General features: G+C 72.6%; 16 protein-coding genes. 6 read left to right on the top strand and 10 right to left on the bottom strand.

Translation table 11 applies throughout. The features are described 5' to 3' along the window. A complete protein-coding gene (gene arfB / locus ASD16_RS02050) occupies positions 1 to 429 on the top strand; it encodes an alternative ribosome rescue aminoacyl-tRNA hydrolase ArfB (protein ID WP_055912266.1) in 429 nt (142 codons plus the stop codon). On the opposite strand, the gene ASD16_RS02045 is transcribed toward arfB, so the two are convergent. Beyond that, entirely contained in the window at positions 395 to 1294 is a 900-nt protein-coding gene (locus tag ASD16_RS02045) for an SURF1 family protein (protein WP_235523072.1), read from the bottom strand. The genes arfB and ASD16_RS02045 overlap by 35 nt on opposite strands. Positions 1295 to 1574: 280 nt before the next feature. Here ASD16_RS02045 and ASD16_RS02040 point away from each other — a divergent pair, with 280 nt between their 5' ends. The 3 genes from ASD16_RS02040 to ASD16_RS02030 all read left to right on the top strand — a co-directional run bounded on the left by ASD16_RS02040 (position 1575) and on the right by ASD16_RS02030 (position 7496). Continuing rightward, positions 1575 to 4052 (top strand): phosphoketolase, encoded by a 2478-nt coding sequence (locus tag ASD16_RS02040; RefSeq protein WP_055912264.1) that lies wholly within the window; start codon positions 1575 to 1577, stop codon positions 4050 to 4052. Between the two features lie 100 nt (positions 4053 to 4152). Beyond that, positions 4153 to 6225: a phosphate acetyltransferase gene (gene pta, locus ASD16_RS02035; RefSeq protein ID WP_055912262.1), complete on the top strand. Its 2073-nt coding sequence runs from the start codon at positions 4153 to 4155 to the stop codon at positions 6223 to 6225. Continuing rightward, positions 6222 to 7496, top strand: a complete 1275-nt coding sequence (locus ASD16_RS02030; protein WP_055912260.1) for an acetate/propionate family kinase — start codon at positions 6222 to 6224, stop codon at positions 7494 to 7496. The genes pta and ASD16_RS02030 overlap by 4 nt, the downstream gene beginning before the upstream one ends. Positions 7497 to 7511: 15 nt before the next feature. Here the strand turns inward: ASD16_RS02030 and ASD16_RS02025 are convergent, their stop codons facing one another. The 8 genes from ASD16_RS02025 to ASD16_RS01990 all read right to left on the bottom strand — a co-directional run bounded on the left by ASD16_RS02025 (position 7512) and on the right by ASD16_RS01990 (position 16245). Next, positions 7512 to 9143, bottom strand: a complete 1632-nt coding sequence (locus ASD16_RS02025) for a succinic semialdehyde dehydrogenase (protein WP_055912258.1) — start codon at positions 9141 to 9143, stop codon at positions 7512 to 7514. Positions 9144 to 9208: 65 nt separating this feature from the next. After that, the gene (gene ptsP / locus ASD16_RS02020) at positions 9209 to 10918 is read right to left on the bottom strand and encodes a phosphoenolpyruvate--protein phosphotransferase (protein WP_055912257.1); all 1710 of its coding nucleotides are present in this window, start codon (positions 10916 to 10918) and stop codon (positions 9209 to 9211) included. Continuing rightward, on the bottom strand, positions 10915 to 11193 hold the full coding sequence (locus ASD16_RS02015; protein WP_055912255.1) for an HPr family phosphocarrier protein: 279 nt from the start codon (positions 11191 to 11193) through the stop codon (positions 10915 to 10917). Before ASD16_RS02015 ends, ptsP begins: the two co-directional genes overlap by 4 nt. A gap of 31 nt (positions 11194 to 11224) precedes the next feature. Next, a complete protein-coding gene (locus ASD16_RS02010; RefSeq protein WP_055912254.1) occupies positions 11225 to 12739 on the bottom strand; it encodes a PTS fructose transporter subunit IIC in 1515 nt (504 codons plus the stop codon). Next, a complete protein-coding gene (locus ASD16_RS02005; protein WP_055912253.1) occupies positions 12736 to 13191 on the bottom strand; it encodes a PTS sugar transporter subunit IIA in 456 nt (151 codons plus the stop codon). The genes ASD16_RS02010 and ASD16_RS02005 overlap by 4 nt, the downstream gene beginning before the upstream one ends. A 1-nt stretch (position 13192) precedes the next feature. Next, a complete protein-coding gene (pfkB, locus tag ASD16_RS02000) occupies positions 13193 to 14140 on the bottom strand; it encodes a 1-phosphofructokinase (RefSeq protein ID WP_055912251.1) in 948 nt (315 codons plus the stop codon). Further along, a complete protein-coding gene (locus tag ASD16_RS01995) occupies positions 14137 to 14898 on the bottom strand; it encodes a DeoR/GlpR family DNA-binding transcription regulator (protein ID WP_055915571.1) in 762 nt (253 codons plus the stop codon). Before ASD16_RS01995 ends, pfkB begins: the two co-directional genes overlap by 4 nt. A 222-nt stretch (positions 14899 to 15120) precedes the next feature. Then, positions 15121 to 16245: a GuaB3 family IMP dehydrogenase-related protein gene (locus ASD16_RS01990; protein ID WP_055912249.1), complete on the bottom strand. Its 1125-nt coding sequence runs from the start codon at positions 16243 to 16245 to the stop codon at positions 15121 to 15123. Between the two features lie 124 nt (positions 16246 to 16369). On the opposite strand from ASD16_RS01990, the gene ASD16_RS01985 reads away from it, so the two are divergent. Both ASD16_RS01985 and ASD16_RS01980 read left to right on the top strand, forming a co-directional pair. Then, positions 16370 to 17089, top strand: coding sequence for an exonuclease domain-containing protein (locus tag ASD16_RS01985; protein WP_055912247.1), 720 nt, complete (start codon positions 16370 to 16372; stop codon positions 17087 to 17089). A gap of 111 nt (positions 17090 to 17200) precedes the next feature. Next, a complete protein-coding gene (locus tag ASD16_RS01980) occupies positions 17201 to 18775 on the top strand; it encodes a UDP-N-acetylglucosamine 1-carboxyvinyltransferase (protein ID WP_055912246.1) in 1575 nt (524 codons plus the stop codon). Here ASD16_RS01980 and ASD16_RS01975 read toward each other — a convergent pair. Then, the gene (locus tag ASD16_RS01975; protein WP_235523071.1) at positions 18772 to 19101 is read right to left on the bottom strand and encodes a MazG nucleotide pyrophosphohydrolase domain-containing protein; all 330 of its coding nucleotides are present in this window, start codon (positions 19099 to 19101) and stop codon (positions 18772 to 18774) included. The genes ASD16_RS01980 and ASD16_RS01975 overlap by 4 nt on opposite strands. Positions 19102 to 19116 lie beyond the last annotated feature (15 nt).

Genomic DNA, 19116 nt, shown 5'->3' with positions numbered 1-19116 from the left:
ATGACCGGTCCTCTGGTGCTGCGCGGGGGCGTCGTCGTACCCGACGACGCCCTCGCGTGGCGCTTCTCGCGCTCCAGCGGCCCCGGCGGTCAGTCGGTGAACACGACCGACTCCCGCGTCGAGCTCACGGTCGACCTCGCACGCATCCCGTGGACCAGCCCGACGCAGCAGGACCGGGTCCTGGCACGCCTGGCGGGCCGGCTGCGCGGGTCGCTGCTCACGCTGAGCGCCCAGGAGTACCGGTCCCAGCTGCGCAACCGCGAGGCCGCCCTCACGCGTGTGCACGCACTCCTCGACGACGCCCTCGCTCCCCCGGGTCCGACGCGCCGCGCCACCCGGCCCAGCCGGGGATCACAGGTGCGCCGCGTGCAGGGCGAGCAGAAGCGCCGCGCCGTCAAGGAGCTGCGACGTCGCCCTCCGCTGGGCTGACGTCGGCTCCCGAGCCGCGGGCCTCGTCGCGGACCAGCCGCAGCCACAGCAGCACGGCGAACGCGCCGAAGATCCACCACTGGGCGGCGTAGGCGAGGTTCTGGATGTTGAGGCCGGCGCCGGGCTTGGTCGGCGGGTCCAGCAACGCGACGGACCCGGACTGCGCGGGGTCCGACGACGAGACCACGAGGTAGCCGGTGTAGATGGGGCCGCCCCAGGAGTTGAGCAGCTCCGCGGAGCTGATCGCGTCGGTCTGCCCGTCGGCCACCCCGGTGCCTGCCTGCTCCGACGCCTGCAGGTAGCCCGTGACGTCGACGGTCCCGTCCGGGGGCACGTCGGCGTCGGCGGGTGTCGCCACCCAGCCGCGCACGACCGGGAGCACGGCGCCTTCGGTCGTGGTCAGGGGCGTCAGGACGAGGAGGCCCGTGGTCCCGTCGTGCGCCCGACCGGTCACCAGCAGCTGGCCGTCGGCGTCGTACGTCCCGGTCACAGCCACCTTGCGGCCGACCAGGTCGCCGGTGAACGTCGTCTGCGGGACCAGCACGTCGTCGAGCGGGACGGCGGGGGCGGCGACGAGCTCGGCGGTGTGGCGCTCCGCGGCAGCGGCGCCGTGCACCTGGGCGCGGTCCAGCTGCCACGCGCCCAGGCGGGCGCACAGTGCAGCGGCTGCGAGCAGCAGGACGAGCAGCAGCAGCATCCGGGGCCGCACCGCCGCCCGGAGCATCGTCGTCGGCGGGCGACGCTCGGCCTGCTCCCACGCCGGGACCGCGCGCAGCGCCCGGTCGTCGCTGTGGTCGTCCGGAGGAACCTCCGCAGGACCGTCCGCGCGCTCACGCGCGACGGCGGCGGGGGTCTGCTCGGTCACGCCTCACGGTACCCCGCAGCAGCGGACCGGCCCGAACCCCGTCGAGCCGCCGGGAACCGCCCACAACCCCGCTGACCTGCGCAGCGACCGGGTCGGGGCACCACCGGACGTTCGGCGTGCGTTCGCCCACACCTACTGCGCCGACGCCCGGAGTGCGGTTGTATGACAAGTGGGCGCGCACACACGACACACGGGACCAACGACCCTCGTCCACGACGTGCGCCCGACGGAAGGCTGACACCGCGCCGGTGGCAGACCGGAACGACGACTGGGGAGCGCGATGAGCACGACGACGTCGGCACGCAACACGTGGCAGACCGGGAGCGGCACGGTGGTCGACGCCGAGACCGTGGCCCGCATCGACCAGTGGTGGCGGGCCGCGAACTACCTGTCCGTGGGCCAGATCTACCTGCTGGACAACCCGCTCCTGCGCGAACCGCTCACGCGTGACCACGTCAAGCCGCGGCTCCTCGGTCACTGGGGCACCACCCCGGGGCTGAACTTCCTGTACGCGCACCTGAACCGCGCGATCGCGGAGCGCGAGCAGTCGACCATCTACGTCACCGGCCCGGGCCACGGCGGCCCGGGACTGGTCGCGAGCGCCTACCTGGACGGCACGTACTCGGAGTTCTACTCGGACATCACCGAGGACACCGAGGGCATCCACCGGCTGTTCCGGCAGTTCTCGTTCCCCGGTGGCATCCCCAGCCACGTCGCCCCCGAGACGCCGGGGTCGATCCACGAGGGCGGCGAGCTGGGCTACGCGCTGAGCCACGCCTACGGCGCCGCGTTCGACAACCCGGACCTGCTCGTCGCGACCGTCATCGGCGACGGCGAGGCGGAGACCGGCCCGCTGGCCACGAGCTGGCACTCGAACAAGTTCGTCAACGTCGAGAACGACGGCGTCGTGCTGCCGATCCTGCACCTCAACGGGTACAAGATCGCGAACCCGACGGTGCTGGCACGCATCCCCGACCACGAGCTCGAGTCGCTCATGGTGGGCTACGGACACAAGCCGCACATGTTCGTCGCCGGCTTCGACGACGAGTCGCACGAGGACATCCACCGCCGGTTCGCGACCCTGCTCGACGAGGTGCTCGACGAGATCGCGGAGATCAAGCGCAGCGCGCACGCGGGCAACGAGCAGCGTCCGCAGTGGCCGATGATCGTGTTCCGCACCCCCAAGGGCTGGACGGGGCCGGACTACATCGACGGCAAGAAGACGACGGGGTCGTGGCGGGCACACCAGGTGCCGCTGGCGAGCGCCCGGGACACCCCCGAGCACCTGGACGTCCTGCGCCAGTGGCTCGAGTCGTACCGGGTCAACGAGCTGTTCGACGAGAACGGCCGGCTGCACGACGACATCCGCTCGCTCGCGCCGACGGGTCCCCTGCGGATGAGCGACAACCCGCACGCAAACGGCGGGATCCTGCTCAAGGACCTGCGCCTGCCGGACTTCCGCGAGTACGCGGTCGACGTGCCGGTGCCGGGCGGCTCGATGAGCGAGGCGCCGCGCGTGCTGGGCGACTGGCTGACCGACGTCATCCGGCTCAACCCGGACAACTTCCGGATCTTCGGACCCGACGAGACGGCGTCGAACCGGCTGCAGTCGGTGTTCCAGACCACGGACAAGCAGTGGAACGCGGAGTTCTTCGGTGCCGACGTCGACGAGCACCTGGCCCGCGCCGGCCGCGTGCTGGAGATGCTCAGCGAGCACCAGTGCCAGGGCTGGCTCGAGGGCTACCTGCTGACCGGGCGGCACGGCCTGTTCAACTGCTACGAGGCGTTCATCCACATCATCGACTCGATGTTCAACCAGCACGCCAAGTGGCTGAAGGTCACCAACGACATCCCGTGGCGCCGCCCGATCGCGAGCCTGAACTACCTGCTGTCCAGCCACGTGTGGCGGCAGGACCACAACGGCTTCAGCCACCAGGACCCCGGGTTCATCGACCACGTGGTCAACAAGAAGGCCGAGGTCGTCCGCGTCTACCTGCCGCCGGACGCCAACACGCTGCTGTCGACGTACGACCACTGCCTGCGCAGCCGGCAGTACGTCAACGTGGTCGTCGCGGGCAAGCAGCCGGCGCCGAACTTCCTGACCATGGACCAGGCGATCGCGCACTGCACGCGCGGTCTGGGCATCTGGGACTGGGCGGGCTCGGAGGTGCACGGGGAGAAGCCGGACGTCGTGCTCGGCTGCGCGGGCGACGTGCCGACGCTCGAGGTGCTGGCGGCGGCGGACATCCTGCGCCGCGAGCTGCCGGACCTGAAGGTCCGCGTCATCAACGTGGTCGACCTCATGCGCCTCCAGGACGCGCGGGAGCACCCGCACGGGCTGTCGGACGCGCAGTTCGACGGGCTGTTCACGTCGGACCGGCCGGTCATCTTCGCGTACCACGGGTACCCGTGGCTCATCCACCGGCTCACCTACCGCCGCCACGGCCACAGCAACATCCACGTGCGCGGCTACAAGGAGGAGGGCACGACGACGACGCCGTTCGACATGGTCATGCTTAACGACCTCGACCGGTTCCACCTGGTCATCGACGTCATCGACAACGTGCCGTCGCTGGGCAGCTCGCAGGCCAACCTGCGGCAGAAGATGGTCGACGAGCGCCTGCGGGCCCGCGAGTACACCCGCGCGTTCGGCGACGACCTGCCCGAGGTCCGTGACTGGGTCTGGCCCGACGCACAGGACCAGGCCGACTCGGGGCAGGTCGAGGCGACGCTCTCGACCGGCGGAGACAACGAGTAGCACCCCTGTTGTCCGTGGGGCGGGCGCCGCTGCCCGCCCCACGGTCCCGCACGGCACCCGCAACACCCGCACCACCCGCACCGCATCGGAGACACCCACCGTGGCCCGCAGCATCTACGTCACGTCCCCCGAGGGGGACTCCGGCAAGTCCATGGTCGCTCTCGGCCTGGTGGACCTGCTGGCCCGCACCGTCCAGCGGGTGGGGGTGTTCCGTCCGGTCGCGAGGTCCACCGACGTGCGCGACTACGTGCTGGAGCTCCTGCTCCACCACGACGGCGTCGACCTCACGTACGACGAGTGCGTCGGGGTGACGTACGAGCAGGTGCTGGCCGACCCGGAGGCCGCCCTCGCCCAGATCGTGTCCCGGTACCACGACGTCGAGCGGCGGTGCGACGCCGTCGTGGTGGTCGGCACCGACTACACGGACGTCGCCGGGCCCACCGAGCTGGCCTACAACGCCCGCATCGCCGCGAACCTCGGGGCGCCGGTGGTGCTCGTCATCAACGGCAGCCACCGCAAGCCCGCCGTCATCGCGCAGGTGGCCGACATCGTCGTCACGGAGATGCACGCCAACCACGCCCAGGTGGTCTCCGTCGTGGCCAACCGCTGCGCCCCGGGCTCGGTCAGCGGCGTCCGCGACGCCCTGCGGGACGGCACGGGCCTCCCGTCGTGGGCCGTGCCGGAGAACCCCCTGCTCACCGCCCCGACCGTCCGTCAGCTGTCGGAGGCCGTGCGCGGGACCCTGATCGCCGGCGACGAGGCACTGCTGTCGCGCGAGGTGCTCGACGTCATCGTCGGCGCCATGTCCGTGGAGCACCTGCTGGGCAAGCTCACCGACGGGTCCGTCGTGATCACGCCGGGCGACCGGTCGGACGTGCTGCTCGGGCTTCTCGTGGCGCACCAGGCCGAAGGGTTCCCGTCGCTCGCCGGGATCATCCTCAACGGCGGGTTCCGGCCCGCGCCGCTGATCACGCGCCTGGTCAACGGCCTCGGCAGCAAGCTCCCGATCCTGTCCACCGAGCTGGGCACCTTCCGGTCGGCGAGCGCCGTCGGTGACACCCACGGGCGCCTCACGGCCGACTCGCAGCGCAAGGTCGACACCGCCCTGTCGCTGTTCGAGCAGCATGTCGACGGGGCGGCGCTCCTGGCCGCGCTCGACGTGGAGCGGCCCGAGGTGGTCACCCCGCTGATGTTCGAGTTCGCCCTGCTGGACCGGGCCCGTTCCGACCGCCAGCACGTGGTGCTCCCCGAGGGCGGCGACGACCGGATCCTGCGCGCCGCGTCGACCCTGCTCCAGCGCGGCGTCGCCGACCTCACGATCCTCGGCGAGGAGCCGGCCATCCGCGCCCGCGCCACGGAGCTGGGGCTCGACCTCGACGCCGCGGCGATCATCGACCCGCACGACGGCGAGCTGCTCGAGCGGTTCGCCGTCGAGTACACCGAGATGCGCAAGCACAAGGGCATGACCGTGGACCGCGCGCGGGAGATCGTCTCCTCCGTGTCGTACTTCGGCACGATGATGGTCCAGCTCGGGCTGGCCGACGGCATGGTCTCCGGGGCCGCGCACACCACCGCGCACACCATCAAGCCGTCGTTCGAGATCATCAAGACCGAGCCCGGCGTCTCCAGCGTGTCGAGCGCGTTCCTCATGTGCCTGGAGGACCGGGTGCTCGTCTACGCCGACTGCGCCGTGATCCCGGACCCGACGGCGGAGCAGCTGGCCGACATCGCGATCTCGTCGGCAGGCACCGCCCAGCAGTTCGGCATCGAGCCGCGCATCGCGATGCTGTCCTACTCGACGGGCGAGTCGGGCTCGGGCGCGGACGTCGAGAAGGTCCGCGCGGCCACGGCGCTCGTCCGGGAGCGGCGCCCCGACCTGTCCGTCGAGGGGCCGATCCAGTACGACGCGGCCGTCGACGCCTCCGTGGCCAAGACGAAGATGCCGGACTCGGCGGTGGCCGGCAGGGCGACCGTGTTCGTGTTCCCCGACCTGAACACCGGGAACAACACCTACAAGGCCGTGCAGCGCTCCGCAGGAGCGGTCGCCATCGGGCCCGTCCTGCAGGGTCTGCGCAAACCGGTCAACGACCTGTCGCGCGGCGCGCTCGTGCAGGACATCGTCAACACCGTCGCCATCACAGCGATCCAGGCGCAAGCAGAGGACCCCTCATGAGCCCCACCGCCCCAGCCCACCCGGGATCCGTGCTCGTCGTGAACTCCGGCTCGTCGTCGATCAAGTACCAGCTGGTCGATCCCGTCGGCGGCGAGGCGATCGCCTCGGGGATCGTCGAGCGGATCGGCGAGGACGAGGGCTCCGTGCGGCACACGTACGGCGGCAGCACGACGACGCGCACCGACCCCGTCGCCGACCACGGCGCCGGCCTGCGCGCGGTGCTCGCGCTGTTCGCCGAGGTCGGTCCGGACCTCACCCAGGCGCACGTGGTCGGGGTCGGGCACCGGGTGGTGCACGGCGGGGCGGTCTTCGGCGCGCCGGTCGTCGTCGACGACGAGGTCGTCGCGCAGATCGACGCCCTCTCCCCCCTGGCGCCCCTGCACAACCCGCCCAACCTCACCGGCATCCAGGTGGCCCGCGAGCTGCTCCCGGACGTCCCGCACGTCGTCGTGTTCGACACCGCGTTCTTCCGCACGCTGCCCGAGGCGGCCGCCACGTACGCGATCGACCGGGAGGTCGCCCGCGAGCACGGGGTGCGCCGGTACGGCTTCCACGGGACGTCGCACCAGTACGTGTCCGGGAAGGTCGCGCGCGTGCTCGGTCGCCGGCTCGAGGACCTCAACCAGATCGTGCTGCACCTGGGCAACGGGGCGTCGGCGTCGGCGGTGCGCGGGGGCGTCGCGGTCGAGACGTCCATGGGCATGACCCCGCTGGAGGGCCTGGTCATGGGCACCCGGTCGGGCGACCTCGACCCCGCCGTGCTCATCCACCTGCAGCGCAACGCGGGGCTGTCGGTCGACGACGTGGACGACCTCCTCAACCGCCGGTCCGGGCTCAAGGGTCTGGCGGGCGAGAACGACTTCCGGGAGCTGCACGCGCTGGTCGAGTCGGGCGACGAGGATGCGTCGCTGGCCCTCGACGTCTACCTGCACCGGCTGCGCAAGTACATCGGCGCCTACTACGCCGTGCTGGGCCGCGTGGACGTCATCACGTTCACGGCCGGCGTCGGCGAGAACGACGACATCGTCCGCGCCCGCGCGCTCGAAGGCCTGGAGCCGCTGGGCATCGCGGTGGACCCGGTACGCAACGCGGGCCGCAAGAAGGAGCCGACGATCATCTCCCCGGACTGGACCAGCACCCTGGTGATGGTGGTCCCGACCAACGAGGAGCTCGCGATCGCACGTCAGGTGATCAGCACGATCGAGTCGGCCGGCTACGAGGGCACCAGCGACGAGTCCGACCCGGCCCCGGCCGCCACGGGCCACGCCTGACGGTCTGCACGGCCGCTACGGCAGACGGAGCTTCTTCATCGTGCGCAGGACCTCCGTGTAGACGCGGGGCCACGTGTCGGTGCCCAGGTCGAACAGGCGGTGCAGGCCGATGCCCGGGGCGCCGAGGACACCGTGCGCGCCGTGCTGGACCGCGACCGTCTGCACCCGGGTGGTCTCCCAGAGGCCCTCGCGTCCGTGGCGGCTGCCGATGCCCGACGCGCCCACGCCACCCTGCGGCGCCGCGACGGAGCCCCAGGTGGTCACGTACCCCTCGTTGACGTTCACGGTCCCGGCCCGGACCCGTGCGGCGATCGCGGCGCCACGACGGGTGTCCGCCGTCCAGACGCTCGCGTTCAGGCCGAGGTCGCTGTCGTTCATCGCGGCGACCGCCTCGTCGTCGGAGGCGACGCGGTAGATGCTCACGACCGGCCCGAACGTCTCCTCGCGCACCAGCCGCGCCTCGTTCGGCACGTCGGTCAGGATGGTCGGCTCGTAGAACCACGGCCCGAGGTCGGCGCGGTGGACCGCCCCGGTCAGCACGGTCGCCCCGTGCCCGACGGCGTCCTCGACGTGCTCGACGACGGTGGCCAGCTGGGCCGCGGAGGTCAGCGACCCCATGTCCGAGCGGTAGTCGAGCCCCGACCCGAGACGCACCTCGCGCGTCCGGCGGACGAACGCCGCGATGAACTCGTCGGCCACGTCCTCGTGCACGTAGATCCGCTCGATGCTCACGCAGACCTGCCCGGCGCCGACGAAGCACGCGCGCACGGCCCCCTCGGCGGCGACCTCGACGTCCACGTCCTCGGCGACGTACATGGGGTTCTTGCCGCCCAGCTCGAGGGTGGCCGGCACGAGTCGCTCCCCCGCCTGCGCGGCCACGACGCGGCCGGTGCGGGTGGAGCCGGTGAAGCTGACGTGGTCGACGTTCTCGACCACGGCCGCGCCGATGGTGGGCCCGTCGCCGACGACCACCTGCAGGAGCCCGTCGGGAAGCCCGGCCTCCTCCAGCAGCTCGGCCGCCCACAGGGACGTGAGGGCCGTCTGCGGGTCGGGCCGCAGGATGACGGCGTTGCCGGCGACCAGCGCGGGCAGCACGTCGCCGAGCGTGAGCGTCAGCGGGAAGTTCCAGGGTGCGACGATCCCGACGACCCCGACGGGGTGCCGCAGCACGCGGACGCTGGTCAGTCCGGGGAGCAGCCCCGGGACCCGGCGCGGCGCGAGGTACCGGCCGGCGCGCGCGGCGTAGTGCCGGGCGACCAGCGCGATGTCACAGACCTCCTCGAACGCCGAGACCCGCGCCTTGCCGGACTCCAGCTGGATGAGGTCGAGCACGTCGCTCTGCCGTTCGAGCACCAGGTCGTGCACGCGGGACAGCACCGCCGTGCGGTCGCGCAGGGGGCGCGCCGACCACAGTCGCTGCGCGGCCCGGGCGTTCTTGGCTGCGCGGGCGACGTCGTCCCGCGTCGAGAGCGGGATGGCGGCGATCGGGCTGCCCGTGAACGGCGCGTGCGACGTGAACGTCCCCGCGCCGGGCGAGGAGACGACGCGCCGCAGCAGGGGTCGGACGTCGTCCGGCTCGAGCACGTAGGTCGCGAGGGGGTCGGTCTCAGGGTCGTGGAGCTCGATGTGTCCCGGGTCGTGCGCCATAACGGCGAGAGTACGCGCGCGACCGCAGAAATCCGCGCGCGTGCCCTCGCCCGGCCTGTCGCGCCCTAGACGCCCAGCGTCTCGCGCACGTCCGCGTGCAGGAGCCCCACCACGGCCGCCCGTCCCTCGTCCGCCGACGGCGCCGCGAGGGCCGCGGCCGCCATCGTCGCGCACTCGGCGGTGGTGTGGTGACGCAGCGCGTACCGGACCGCGGGGACGGCCCCGGCGGACATCGACAGGCTGGTCACGCCGAGCCCGACGAGCACCAGCGCGAGCACCGGGTCGGACGCGGACTCCCCGCAGACGCCGACGGGCTTGCGCGCCTGCAGCCCCGCGCGGGCGGTCGCGTCGACGAGGTCGAGGACGGCCGGCTGCCACGGGTCGAGCAGGTCGGCCAGCTCCCCGCGCAGGCGGTCGGTCGCCATCGTGTACTGCGCGAGGTCGTTGGTGCCCAGGGAGACGAAGTCCACCTCCGCGAGGATCTCCTGCGCGCGCAGCGCCGCGGCCGGCACCTCGATCATCACGCCGACCGTCGCGACGCCGGCCGCTCGTGCCCGTCGGGCGAACTCCCGGGCCTCGGCGGCCGTGGCGATCATCGGCGCCATGACCCAGGGCGTGGTCCCCGTCTCGGCCTGCGCGTGCGCGAGGGCCTCGAGCTGGGTGTCCAGGAGCTCGGGGTGCGTCCGCACGAGGCGGTAGCCGCGTACGCCGAGCGCCGGGTTCTCCTCGTCGGGCTGCGTCGCGAACGCCAGCGGCTTGTCCGCGCCCGCGTCGAGCGTGCGGACGACGACCTTGCGGTCGCCGAACGAGCGCAGCACGCGGGTGTAGACGGCGGTCTGGGCCTCCTGCGTCGGCGCCGTGGTGGTCTCCAGGAACAGCACCTCGGTCCGGAACAGGCCGACCCCCTCGACGCCACCCCCGGCGACGCGCGCAGCGTCCTCGGCGGTGCCGATGTTGGCCAGCAGCGCGACCGCGCGGCCATCGGCGGTGGACCCGGGGGCCGTGTCCGACTCCAGCGTCCGCTCGACGCTCGCGCGCCGCTCCAGCTCGGCACGCTGACCCTCGGACGGGTCGAGGGTGACGGTGCCGTCGGCGGCGTCGACGGCGACGTCCGCGCCGTCCGCGAGCGCCGTCGCCCCGGCGACCCGCACGATGCACGGGAGCCCGAGCTGCCCGGCGATGATCGCGGTGTGGCCGGTGGGGCCGCCGAGCTCGGTGACGATCGCCAGCACGTTGGCCAGGTCGAGCGCGGCCGTGTCGGCGGGGGCGAGGTCCTTGGCGACGATGACGGACGGCCGGTCCAGCGCGGGCACGCCCGGGGCGGGCAGGCCCATCGCCGCCGCGACCACGCGGTCGCGCACGGACCGCAGGTCGGTGACGCGCTCGGCGAGGTAGCCGCCGGCCTGCTCGAACATCGTCGCGAACATCTCGACGACGCCGTCGACGGCGCTGACCACGGGCTCACCGGCGTCGATCCGCTGCAGCACCCCGCTGCGCAGCGCCTTGTCGTCGGCCATCTGCGCGGTGGCCGCCAGGACGTCCTTCACCGTGCCGGTCGACTTCCCGGACTGCTCGCGCAGCCGCGCGGCGACGTCGGCGAACGCCTGCTCGACGTGGGCGTGCGCGGTCGGGAGGTCGGCCGGGACCCCGTCGACCAGCAGGGGGGCGTCGGCGGCGACGTGCGGTGCGGGCCGGACCTGGGCGACCGGGCCGACGATCGCGCGGCGGCCGACACCCACCCCCTGGAGCACACGGGCCGTGCTCGTCGTGCTCATGAGGCTTCCTCCGCGTCGAGGTCGGTCGCCAGGAGGTCGACCAGCCCGTCGAGCGCGGCGTCGGCCCCCTCCCCCTCGGCGGTCAGGGTGACGACCTCGCCGCTGGGGACTCCGAGCGACATCACGAACAGGATGCTGCCGGCGTCCACCGGCTCACCGTCCGGGCGGGCGATGGTGACGGGCAGCCCGGTCTCGGCGACGGCCTGCGTGAAGAGCATGGCGGGGCGGGCGTGCAGGCCGACGCGCGAGGCGACGGCGACGGTGCGCTGAGGCATGGGAGGTCTCCGATCGAAGGTCAGGGTGAGGTCAGGCGGCGGTGGCGACGAGCGCCTGTTCGTCGGCGGCCTGCTCGGCCTTGACGATCTCGTTCGGCTTGGCGCTCTTGAGGGCGATCACGAGCCCGGCGGAGATCACCGTGCCGACGGCGACGGCCATGAGGAACCCGAGCGGGTTCGAGATGAGCGGCAGCACCCAGATGCCACCGTGCGGGGCACGCTGGCCGGAGCCGACCGCCATCACGAGGGCGCCGGTGACGCTGGAGCCCACGAGCGAGGACACGATGACGCGCCACGGGTCGGCCGCCGCGAACGGGATGGCCCCCTCGGAGATGAACGAGAGACCCAGCAGCCACGCGGCCTTGCCGTTCTCCTGCTCGGCGTGCGTGAACAGCCTCTTGCGCACGGTCGACGCGAGCGCCATGGCCAGCGGGGCCACCATGCCGGCCGCCATGACCGCGGCCATGATCCGGTACTGCACGGCGTCGGTGGCGAGCCCCTCGGTCGCCAGGCCGGTGACCGCGAACGTGTAGGCCACCTTGTTGATCGGGCCGCCGAGGTCGAAGCCCATCATCGCGCCCAGCAGGGCGCCCAGGAGGATCAGGTTGGAGCCGGAGAGGCCGTTGAGCCAGCTGCTCAGCCCGTTCATGAGGCTCGCGATCGGCTGCCCGATGATGAGGAACATCACGAGGCCGACGACGAAGGTCGACAGCAGCGGGATGACGACGACCGGCATCACGCCACGGACGCCCTTGGGCACCTTCCAGCGGCTGATCCACAGGGCCAGGAACCCGGCCATGAAGCCGGTCACCAGGCCACCGAGGAACCCGGCGCCGACGGCGACCGAGATCGCGCCACCGACGAAGCCGGGCACCAGGCCGGGCCGGTCGGCGATCGCGTACGCGATGAACCCGGAGAGCACCGGGACCAGGAACCCGAAGGCGACGACACCGGTCTGGAACAGCAGAGCCGCCCAGTCCATGCCGACCGTGGCGTTGAAGTCGTTGAGCAGGTGCGAGACCGGGATCGACGTGACCTCGATGACGCCGTCGGAGCCGCCCGCGAACTGCGCGACCATGAACCCGAGCGCGATGAGGATCCCGCCCGCGGCGACGAACGGGATCATGTACGAGACACCCGTCATGAGCCACTGCCGGATCCGGGTGCCGACGCCGGCGTTCCGGTCGACCTTCGTCACCGGGGCTGCCGAGGGCGCTGCCGGCCCTCCGGCGGGCACCCCCGCCTCGACGGCGGCGACGGCCGCGGCGATGACGCCCGGGGCGTCGTGCACGGCCTTCTTCACGCCGACGTCGATGAACGGCTTGCCGGCGAACCGGTCCTTGTCCTTGACCTCGAGGTCGGCGGCGTAGATGACGCCGTCGGCCGCGGCGATGATCGCCGGGTCGAGCGGCGTCGAGCCGGCGGCACCCTGCGTCTCGACGTGGACCTCGTGGCCGGCAGCCTTGCCGGCCTGCTCGAGGGCCTCGGCGGCCATGTAGGTGTGCGCGATGCCCGTGGGGCAGGAGGAGACGGCGACGAGCTTCATGAGGGGACGACCTCTCGGGTGACGATCTCCGCGACGGTGGCTGCGTCGGGGGCGTCCTTCAGCGACGTGCGGAAGGACTCGTGGACGAGGCGGCGGGCGAGCGCCGCGAGGATCTTGAGGTGGTCGCCGTCGCCCGCGTCGGGGGCGGCGATGAGGAAGACCAGGGTGGCCGGGCCGTCGGGGGCGCCGAAGTCGACGCCGGCCGGGACCTTGCCGACCGCGAGGCTCGGCACGGTCACGTGGCTGGACCGGGCGTGCGGCAGGCCGATGCCGCCGGGCATGCCGGTGGCCATCTGCGCCTCGCGGGCACGCACGTCGGCGTGGAACCCGTCGGCGTCGGTCACGCGACCGGCGGCGTACAGCAGGTCGATCAGCTGGCGGGTCGCGTCGTCGCGGTCCGTGGCGACGAGGTCGACGGCGACCAGGTCCGGGGTGATCAGCGGGGTGCTCACGTCACAGCTCCTTGAGGGCGAGTCGGGGATCGGGGTTCTCCACGACCCGGACGGCGTCCAGGTCGATGTCGGTGGGGTCGGGGACGGCGGTGCCGGGCAGCAGGACCGCCGCGCGGCCGAAGGCGACCGCGGTGCGCAGGCGGTCGCCGGGCGACCCGTCCGCGGTGAGGAAGCCGGCGAGGGTCGAGTCCCCCGCGCCGACGGTGGACAGCGGGACGAGCGGCGGGCCGCCCGCCCACCACACGCCGTCGGCGAGCACGAGCAGAGCGCCGTGCGCGCCGAGGCTGACCAGGACGGCCCGGGTGCACGCCGCGATGACCTCGCGGGCGGCGGCGACGACGTCCCCCACGGTCGTGAGCTCACGCCCGACGAGCTCGGCGAGCTCCTCGTCGTTGGGCTTCACGAGCGTGAGCCCGCCCTGCCGGACGGCGCGGGTGAGCGGCACCCCCGAGGTGTCCAGGACGAACGGCACGCTGTACCGGGCAGCCAGACCGGCGACCTGCACGAAGAACGTCTCCGGTGCGCCCAGCGGCAGGCTGCCCGCGCACACCAGGGCGGCGGGCCGCGTCGCCAGCTGCGTCTCGAGCGCGGCGAGCAGCGCGTCGACCTCGTCCGGCGTGAGCCTCGGGCCCGGCGCGTTGATCTTCGTGGTCACACCCGTGCCGTCGACGAGCGTGAGGTTGCTGCGGGTGTGGTCGACCAGCGGGACCGCCAGGGTCGGCACGTCGATCTCGGCGAGCATCTCGACCAGGCGCGCCCCGTCGGCACCGCCCGTCGGCAGCACCGCGAGGGTCGGGACGCCGTGGCGGACCAGGACGCGGGAGACGTTGATGCCCTTGCCGCCGGGGTGCAGGTGACCGCCGTGGGCTCGGTTGACCTCACCCACCCGCAGCTCGTCGACCTCCAGCGCGCGGTCGAGGCTCGGGTTCGGGGTCAGCGTGATGATCATGCGGTCACCACCCGGGGGCCGGCGGCCTCGAGCTCCTCGACGAGCTCGGGCTCGACCCCGCTGTCGGTGATGATCGTGTCCACCTGGGACAGCGGCACGACGTGCGCGAACTCGACGCGACCGATCTTCGAGTGGTCCGTGAGCACGACGGTGCGCCGCGCGTTGGCGACGAGCGCCCGCTTGACGGCAGCCTCCGCGAGGTCCGGGGTGGTCAGTCCGTGCTCGACGCTGAGCCCGTTGGTGCCGAGGAAGGCGACGTCGGCGTGGATGTCGGCCAGCTCGCGCTCCGCCCACGACCCGACGGCGGCGAGCGTCCGGCCGCGCACCGTGCCACCGACGAGGTGCAGCGTGATGTTCGGCCGCATCGCCAGCACCATCGCCACGGGCAGCGCGTGCGTCACCACGGTGAGCTCCCGGTCCGACGGCAGGAGCTCGGCGAGCCGGACGGTCGTGGTGCCGGCGTCGAGGATGACGGCGCCGCCGTCGGGAAGCTCGTCGAGCGCCGCCTTCGCCACGCGCTCCTTCTCGCCCGCGAAGCGTGTCTCGCGGTCGGCGATGCCGGGCTCGAAGCCGAGCCGCTCGACCGGGATGGCGCCGCCGTGCACCCGGCGGACGAGCCCGTGCCGCTCGAGCACCGTGAGGTCGCGGCGGATGGTCTCGGGGGTGACGTCGAGGTCCTCGGCCAGCCGGTTCACGTCGACCCTGCCGTCGGCGCGAGCCGTGGCGAGGATCTGCTGGTGCCGCTCGGGTGCGTACACATCGACTCCGTCGTCCTGCGCGCCGGCCCTGACACCGGCGTCCACTCCGTCCAGAGTGCGCCCCATCACACCGCCATGTCAAGCGATACGGACATAGTCGGCGGTAATCAAATGTTGGTTCGGGCAATGCGCCTGGTCAGGCGACCGTGACCCACTCATCCGGACACACAAAGACGCCCGGCTGCGCCCGTTTCGGGGCGCCGCCGGGCGTCGTCGGACGTGTCAGTGCGGCTGGTACGGGCTCACCACGACCTCGACCCGCTGGAACTCCTTGAGGTCGGAGTAGCCGGTCGTCGCCATCGCGCGGCGCAGTGCCCCGACGAGGTTGAGCGTGCCGTCCGCGGTGTGTCCCGGGCCGAACAGGATCTGCTCCAGCGACCCGGCGGTACCCACCTCGACCCGCTCGCCGCGCGGGAGCTTCGGGTGGTGCGCCTCCGGTCCCCAGTGCCAGCCGCGGCCGGGCGCCTCGGTGGCCCTGGCCAGTGCGGCACCGAGCATGACCGCGTCCGCGCCGCACGCGACCGCCTTGACCAGGTCGCCCGAGCGGCCCACGCCGCCGTCGGCGATGACGTGCACGTACCGGCCGCCCGACTCGTCGAGGTAGTCCCGCCGGGCCGCAGCCACGTCGGCGACCGCGGAGGCCATCGGCGCGTGGATGCCCAGCGACAGCCGCGTCGTGTGCGCCGCGCCGCCGCCGAAGCCGACGAGGACCCCCGCCGCCCCGGTGCGCATGAGGTGCAGCGCCGCCGTGTACGTCGAGGCGCCGCCGACGATGACCGGGACGTCGAGCTCGTAGATGAACCGCTTGAGGTTGAGCGGCTCCACCCGGCCGGAGACGTGCTCGGCCGAGACCGTGGTGCCGCGGATCACGAAGAGGTCCACCCCGGCGTCGACCACCGTGCGCCAGAACTCGTTGGTGCGCTGCGGCGACAGGGCGCCGGCGACGGTCACGCCGGCGGCGCGGATCTCCTTGAGACGCGCGGTGATCAGCTCGGGCTGGATCGGGGCCGCGTAGATCTCCTGCATCCGCGCGGTGGCGCGCGCGCTGTCGAACGTCGCGATCTCCGCCAGCAGAGGCGTCGGGTCCTCGTACCGGGTCCACAGCCCCTCGAGGTCGAGGACCCCGAGCCCGCCGGCCTGGCCGAGCGCGACTGCCGTTGCAGGGCTCATCACCGAGTCCATAGGGGCCGCGATGATCGGCAGGTCGAAGTGGTAGGCGTCGATCTGCCAGCCGACCGAGACCTCCTCGGGGTCACGGGTCCGCCGTGACGGGACGACCGCGACGTCGTCGAAGGAGTAGGCGCGGCGTCCGCGCTTGCCGCGGCCGATCTCGATCTCGTTGCTCACCAGGTCAGGCTACCGGGGCGCGGCCCCGGTCCCCGATCCCGCGGCACGCGGGGCACCCTCCGCGGCAATGTCGGACGTCGGTGCGAGTCTGGTCGCAGCAAGAGCACCGAAGGAGCACCACGAGATGAGCTGGACGGACGGGCCGCTGCTCGGCTTCGACACCGAGACCACCGGCATCGATGTCGACCACGACCGCATCGTCACCGCGGCCCTCGTGCGTCGCGACGCCACCGGCACCCACGTCCGCAGCTGGCTCATCAACCCCGGCGTCCCCATCCCGGACGCGGCGGCCGCGATCCACGGGGTCAGCACCGAACACGCCCGCACGCACGGCCGCCCGCCGCGCGAGGCGCTGGAGGAGATCGCCACCGACCTGGCCGAGGCCCTGCGCGGCGGCGTCCCGGTCGTCGCCTACAACGCCGCGTTCGACCTGTGCCTGCTCGACGCGGAGCTGCGGCGGCACCGCCTCAAGACCCTGCCCGACCGCCTGTGCAGCGACGCGCGCCCCGTCATCGACCCGCTGGTCCTCGACCGCGCGGAGGACCGGCTGCGCCAGGGCAAGCGCAAGCTCGTCGACCTCTGCGGCTACTACCAGGTGGTCGAGTCCGGGAACCTGCACACCGCGGACGTCGACGTCGTCGCCACGCTCGACGTGCTCGACCGGATCGTCGGCCGCTTCCCCCACCTCGCCACGCTCGACCTCGACACGCTCCACGAGTACCAGTCGACTGCGCACCAGGCGTGGGCCGAGAGCTTCAACGCATGGCGCGCCGAGCAGGGCTTCGACGGGCCCGGGGCGTCCGACGTCTGGCCGACGCGGGAGCCTGTCGGCACGCTCTGGTGAGACCTATGTCATATCGCGGGTGAGTTCGGAATGGCTCCGGCCGCCGGATCCGACCGATTCGAGGCACGCGTTCGTGTGGCGATATCTCATCCATGAGTTAACGTCGTCCCCATGACGACGATCATCACCCCGGTTCCGACGAGCACCGGATCCTTCCCGGTCATCCAGGACCCGCTCGCGCACGTCGGTTCCCTCGTCCGCTCGGCCCGCCAGCACCGCGGCCTGACGCAGGCCCAGCTGGCGGAACGCCTGAACACCAGCCAGTCCGCGATCCACCGCATCGAGCAGGGCGCGCAGAACGTCAGCCTGGAGATGCTGACCCGCATCGGCGCCGCGCTCGACTCCCCCATCGTCACGCTCGGCGGTCCGCAGCGCACCCACCTGCGCGTGCAGGGCGGCCAGACGCTGAGCGGCCGGATCGACGTCAACACCAGCAAGAACGGCGCCGTCGCCCTGCTGTGCGCGTCGCTGCTCAACCGTGGCACCACCCGCCTGCGGAACGTGGCCCGCATCGTCGAGGTCGACCGGATCGTCGAGGTCCTGCGCTCCGTCGGTGTGCGCGCCACGTGGTCGACGGACGGCCGCGACCTCGAGATCGTCGTCCCGCGGCACCTCGACCTCGACGCCATCGACGTCGACGCCGCCCGCCGCACGCGCTCGATCATCATGTTCCTCGGGCCGCTGCTCGGTCTGGAGGACGAGTTCCGCCTCCCCTACGCCGGTGGCTGCGACCTCGGCACCCGCACCGTCGAGCCGCACCTGATCGGTCTGCGCCCCTTCGGTCTCGACGTCACCGCCACCGCCGGCGACTACCACGGGCTCGTCACCCGGGCCGGCGGACAGGACCTCTCGATCGTCCTGACCGAGCGCGGCGACACCGTGACGGAGAACGTCATCATGGCCGCCGCCGGCCGCGAGGGCGTGACCACCATCCGCAACGCGAGCCCCAACTACATGGTCCAGGACCTGTGCTTCTACCTCGAGCTGCTCGGGGTGCGCATCGACGGCATCGGCACCACGACCCTGCGCGTGCACGGCCTGGCCACCATCGACGCGGACGTCGAGTACGCGGTGTCCGAGGACCCGGTCGAGGCGATGAGCCTGCTGACCGCCGGCATCGTCACCGGCTCCGAGATCACGGTCGGCCGCGTGCCGATCGAGTTCATGGAGATCGAGCTGGCGACCCTCGCGGAGATGGGCCTGCGCTACACGCTGTCCGACGAGTACTCCGCCGCCAACGGCCGCACCCGCCTCGTCGACGTCACGGTCCACCCGAGCGACCTGCGCGCACCGATCGACAAGATCCACCCGATGCCGTTCCCCGGGCTGAACATCGACAACCTGCCGTTCTTCGTCGCGATCGCCGCGTGCGCCGACGGCTCGACCCTGGTCCACGACTGGGTCTACGAGGGTCGCGCCATCCACCTCACCGACCTGACCCGGCTCGGCGCCGACGTCCGCCTCCTCGACGCCCACCGCCTGCAGGTCAGCGGCCCGACGCACTGGTCCGGTGCCGAGGTCTCGTGCCCCCCGGCGCTGCGTCCCGCGGTCGTCATCCTGCTCGCGATGCTCGCCGCCAAGGGCACGTCCGTCCTGCGCGACGTCGACATCATCGCCCGCGGCTACGAGCAGCTCCAGGACCGCCTGGTCGAGCTCGGCGCCCAGATCGAGACGTTCCGCGACTAGGCCGTGCTCTCGGGGTCGGCCAGGTGCGCGGCCAGCTCGTCCATGGTGCGTCCGAACGCCGCCTCCAGGTCGACCCCGTAGGCGTCGGCCAGCGACAGCACGGACCAGAGGCAGTCGCTGAGCTCGTGCGCGAGGGCAGCGTCGAGGTCCGCACGTGGACGCACCCCCGCCTTGCCCTGCACCAGCTTCGCCAGGTCGCCGACGTCCCCGAGGAACCCGAGCATCAACTCCTCGTGGTTCCAGCTGCGCCCGTACTGCGCCTTCTCCCGCGCGGCGTAGGCGTCTCGGACCGCACGAGCCTTGGCCTGCATCTCCTGGAACTCCACGCGCCCAGTATCGGG

Origin of the sequence: Cellulomonas sp. Root485 (assembly GCF_001426705.1) — a bacterium.
GTDB lineage: Bacteria > Actinomycetota > Actinomycetes > Actinomycetales > Cellulomonadaceae > Cellulomonas.
The sequence above is the reverse complement of the archived record's forward strand: the minus strand, read 5'-3'. Positions and strand labels throughout refer to the sequence as shown.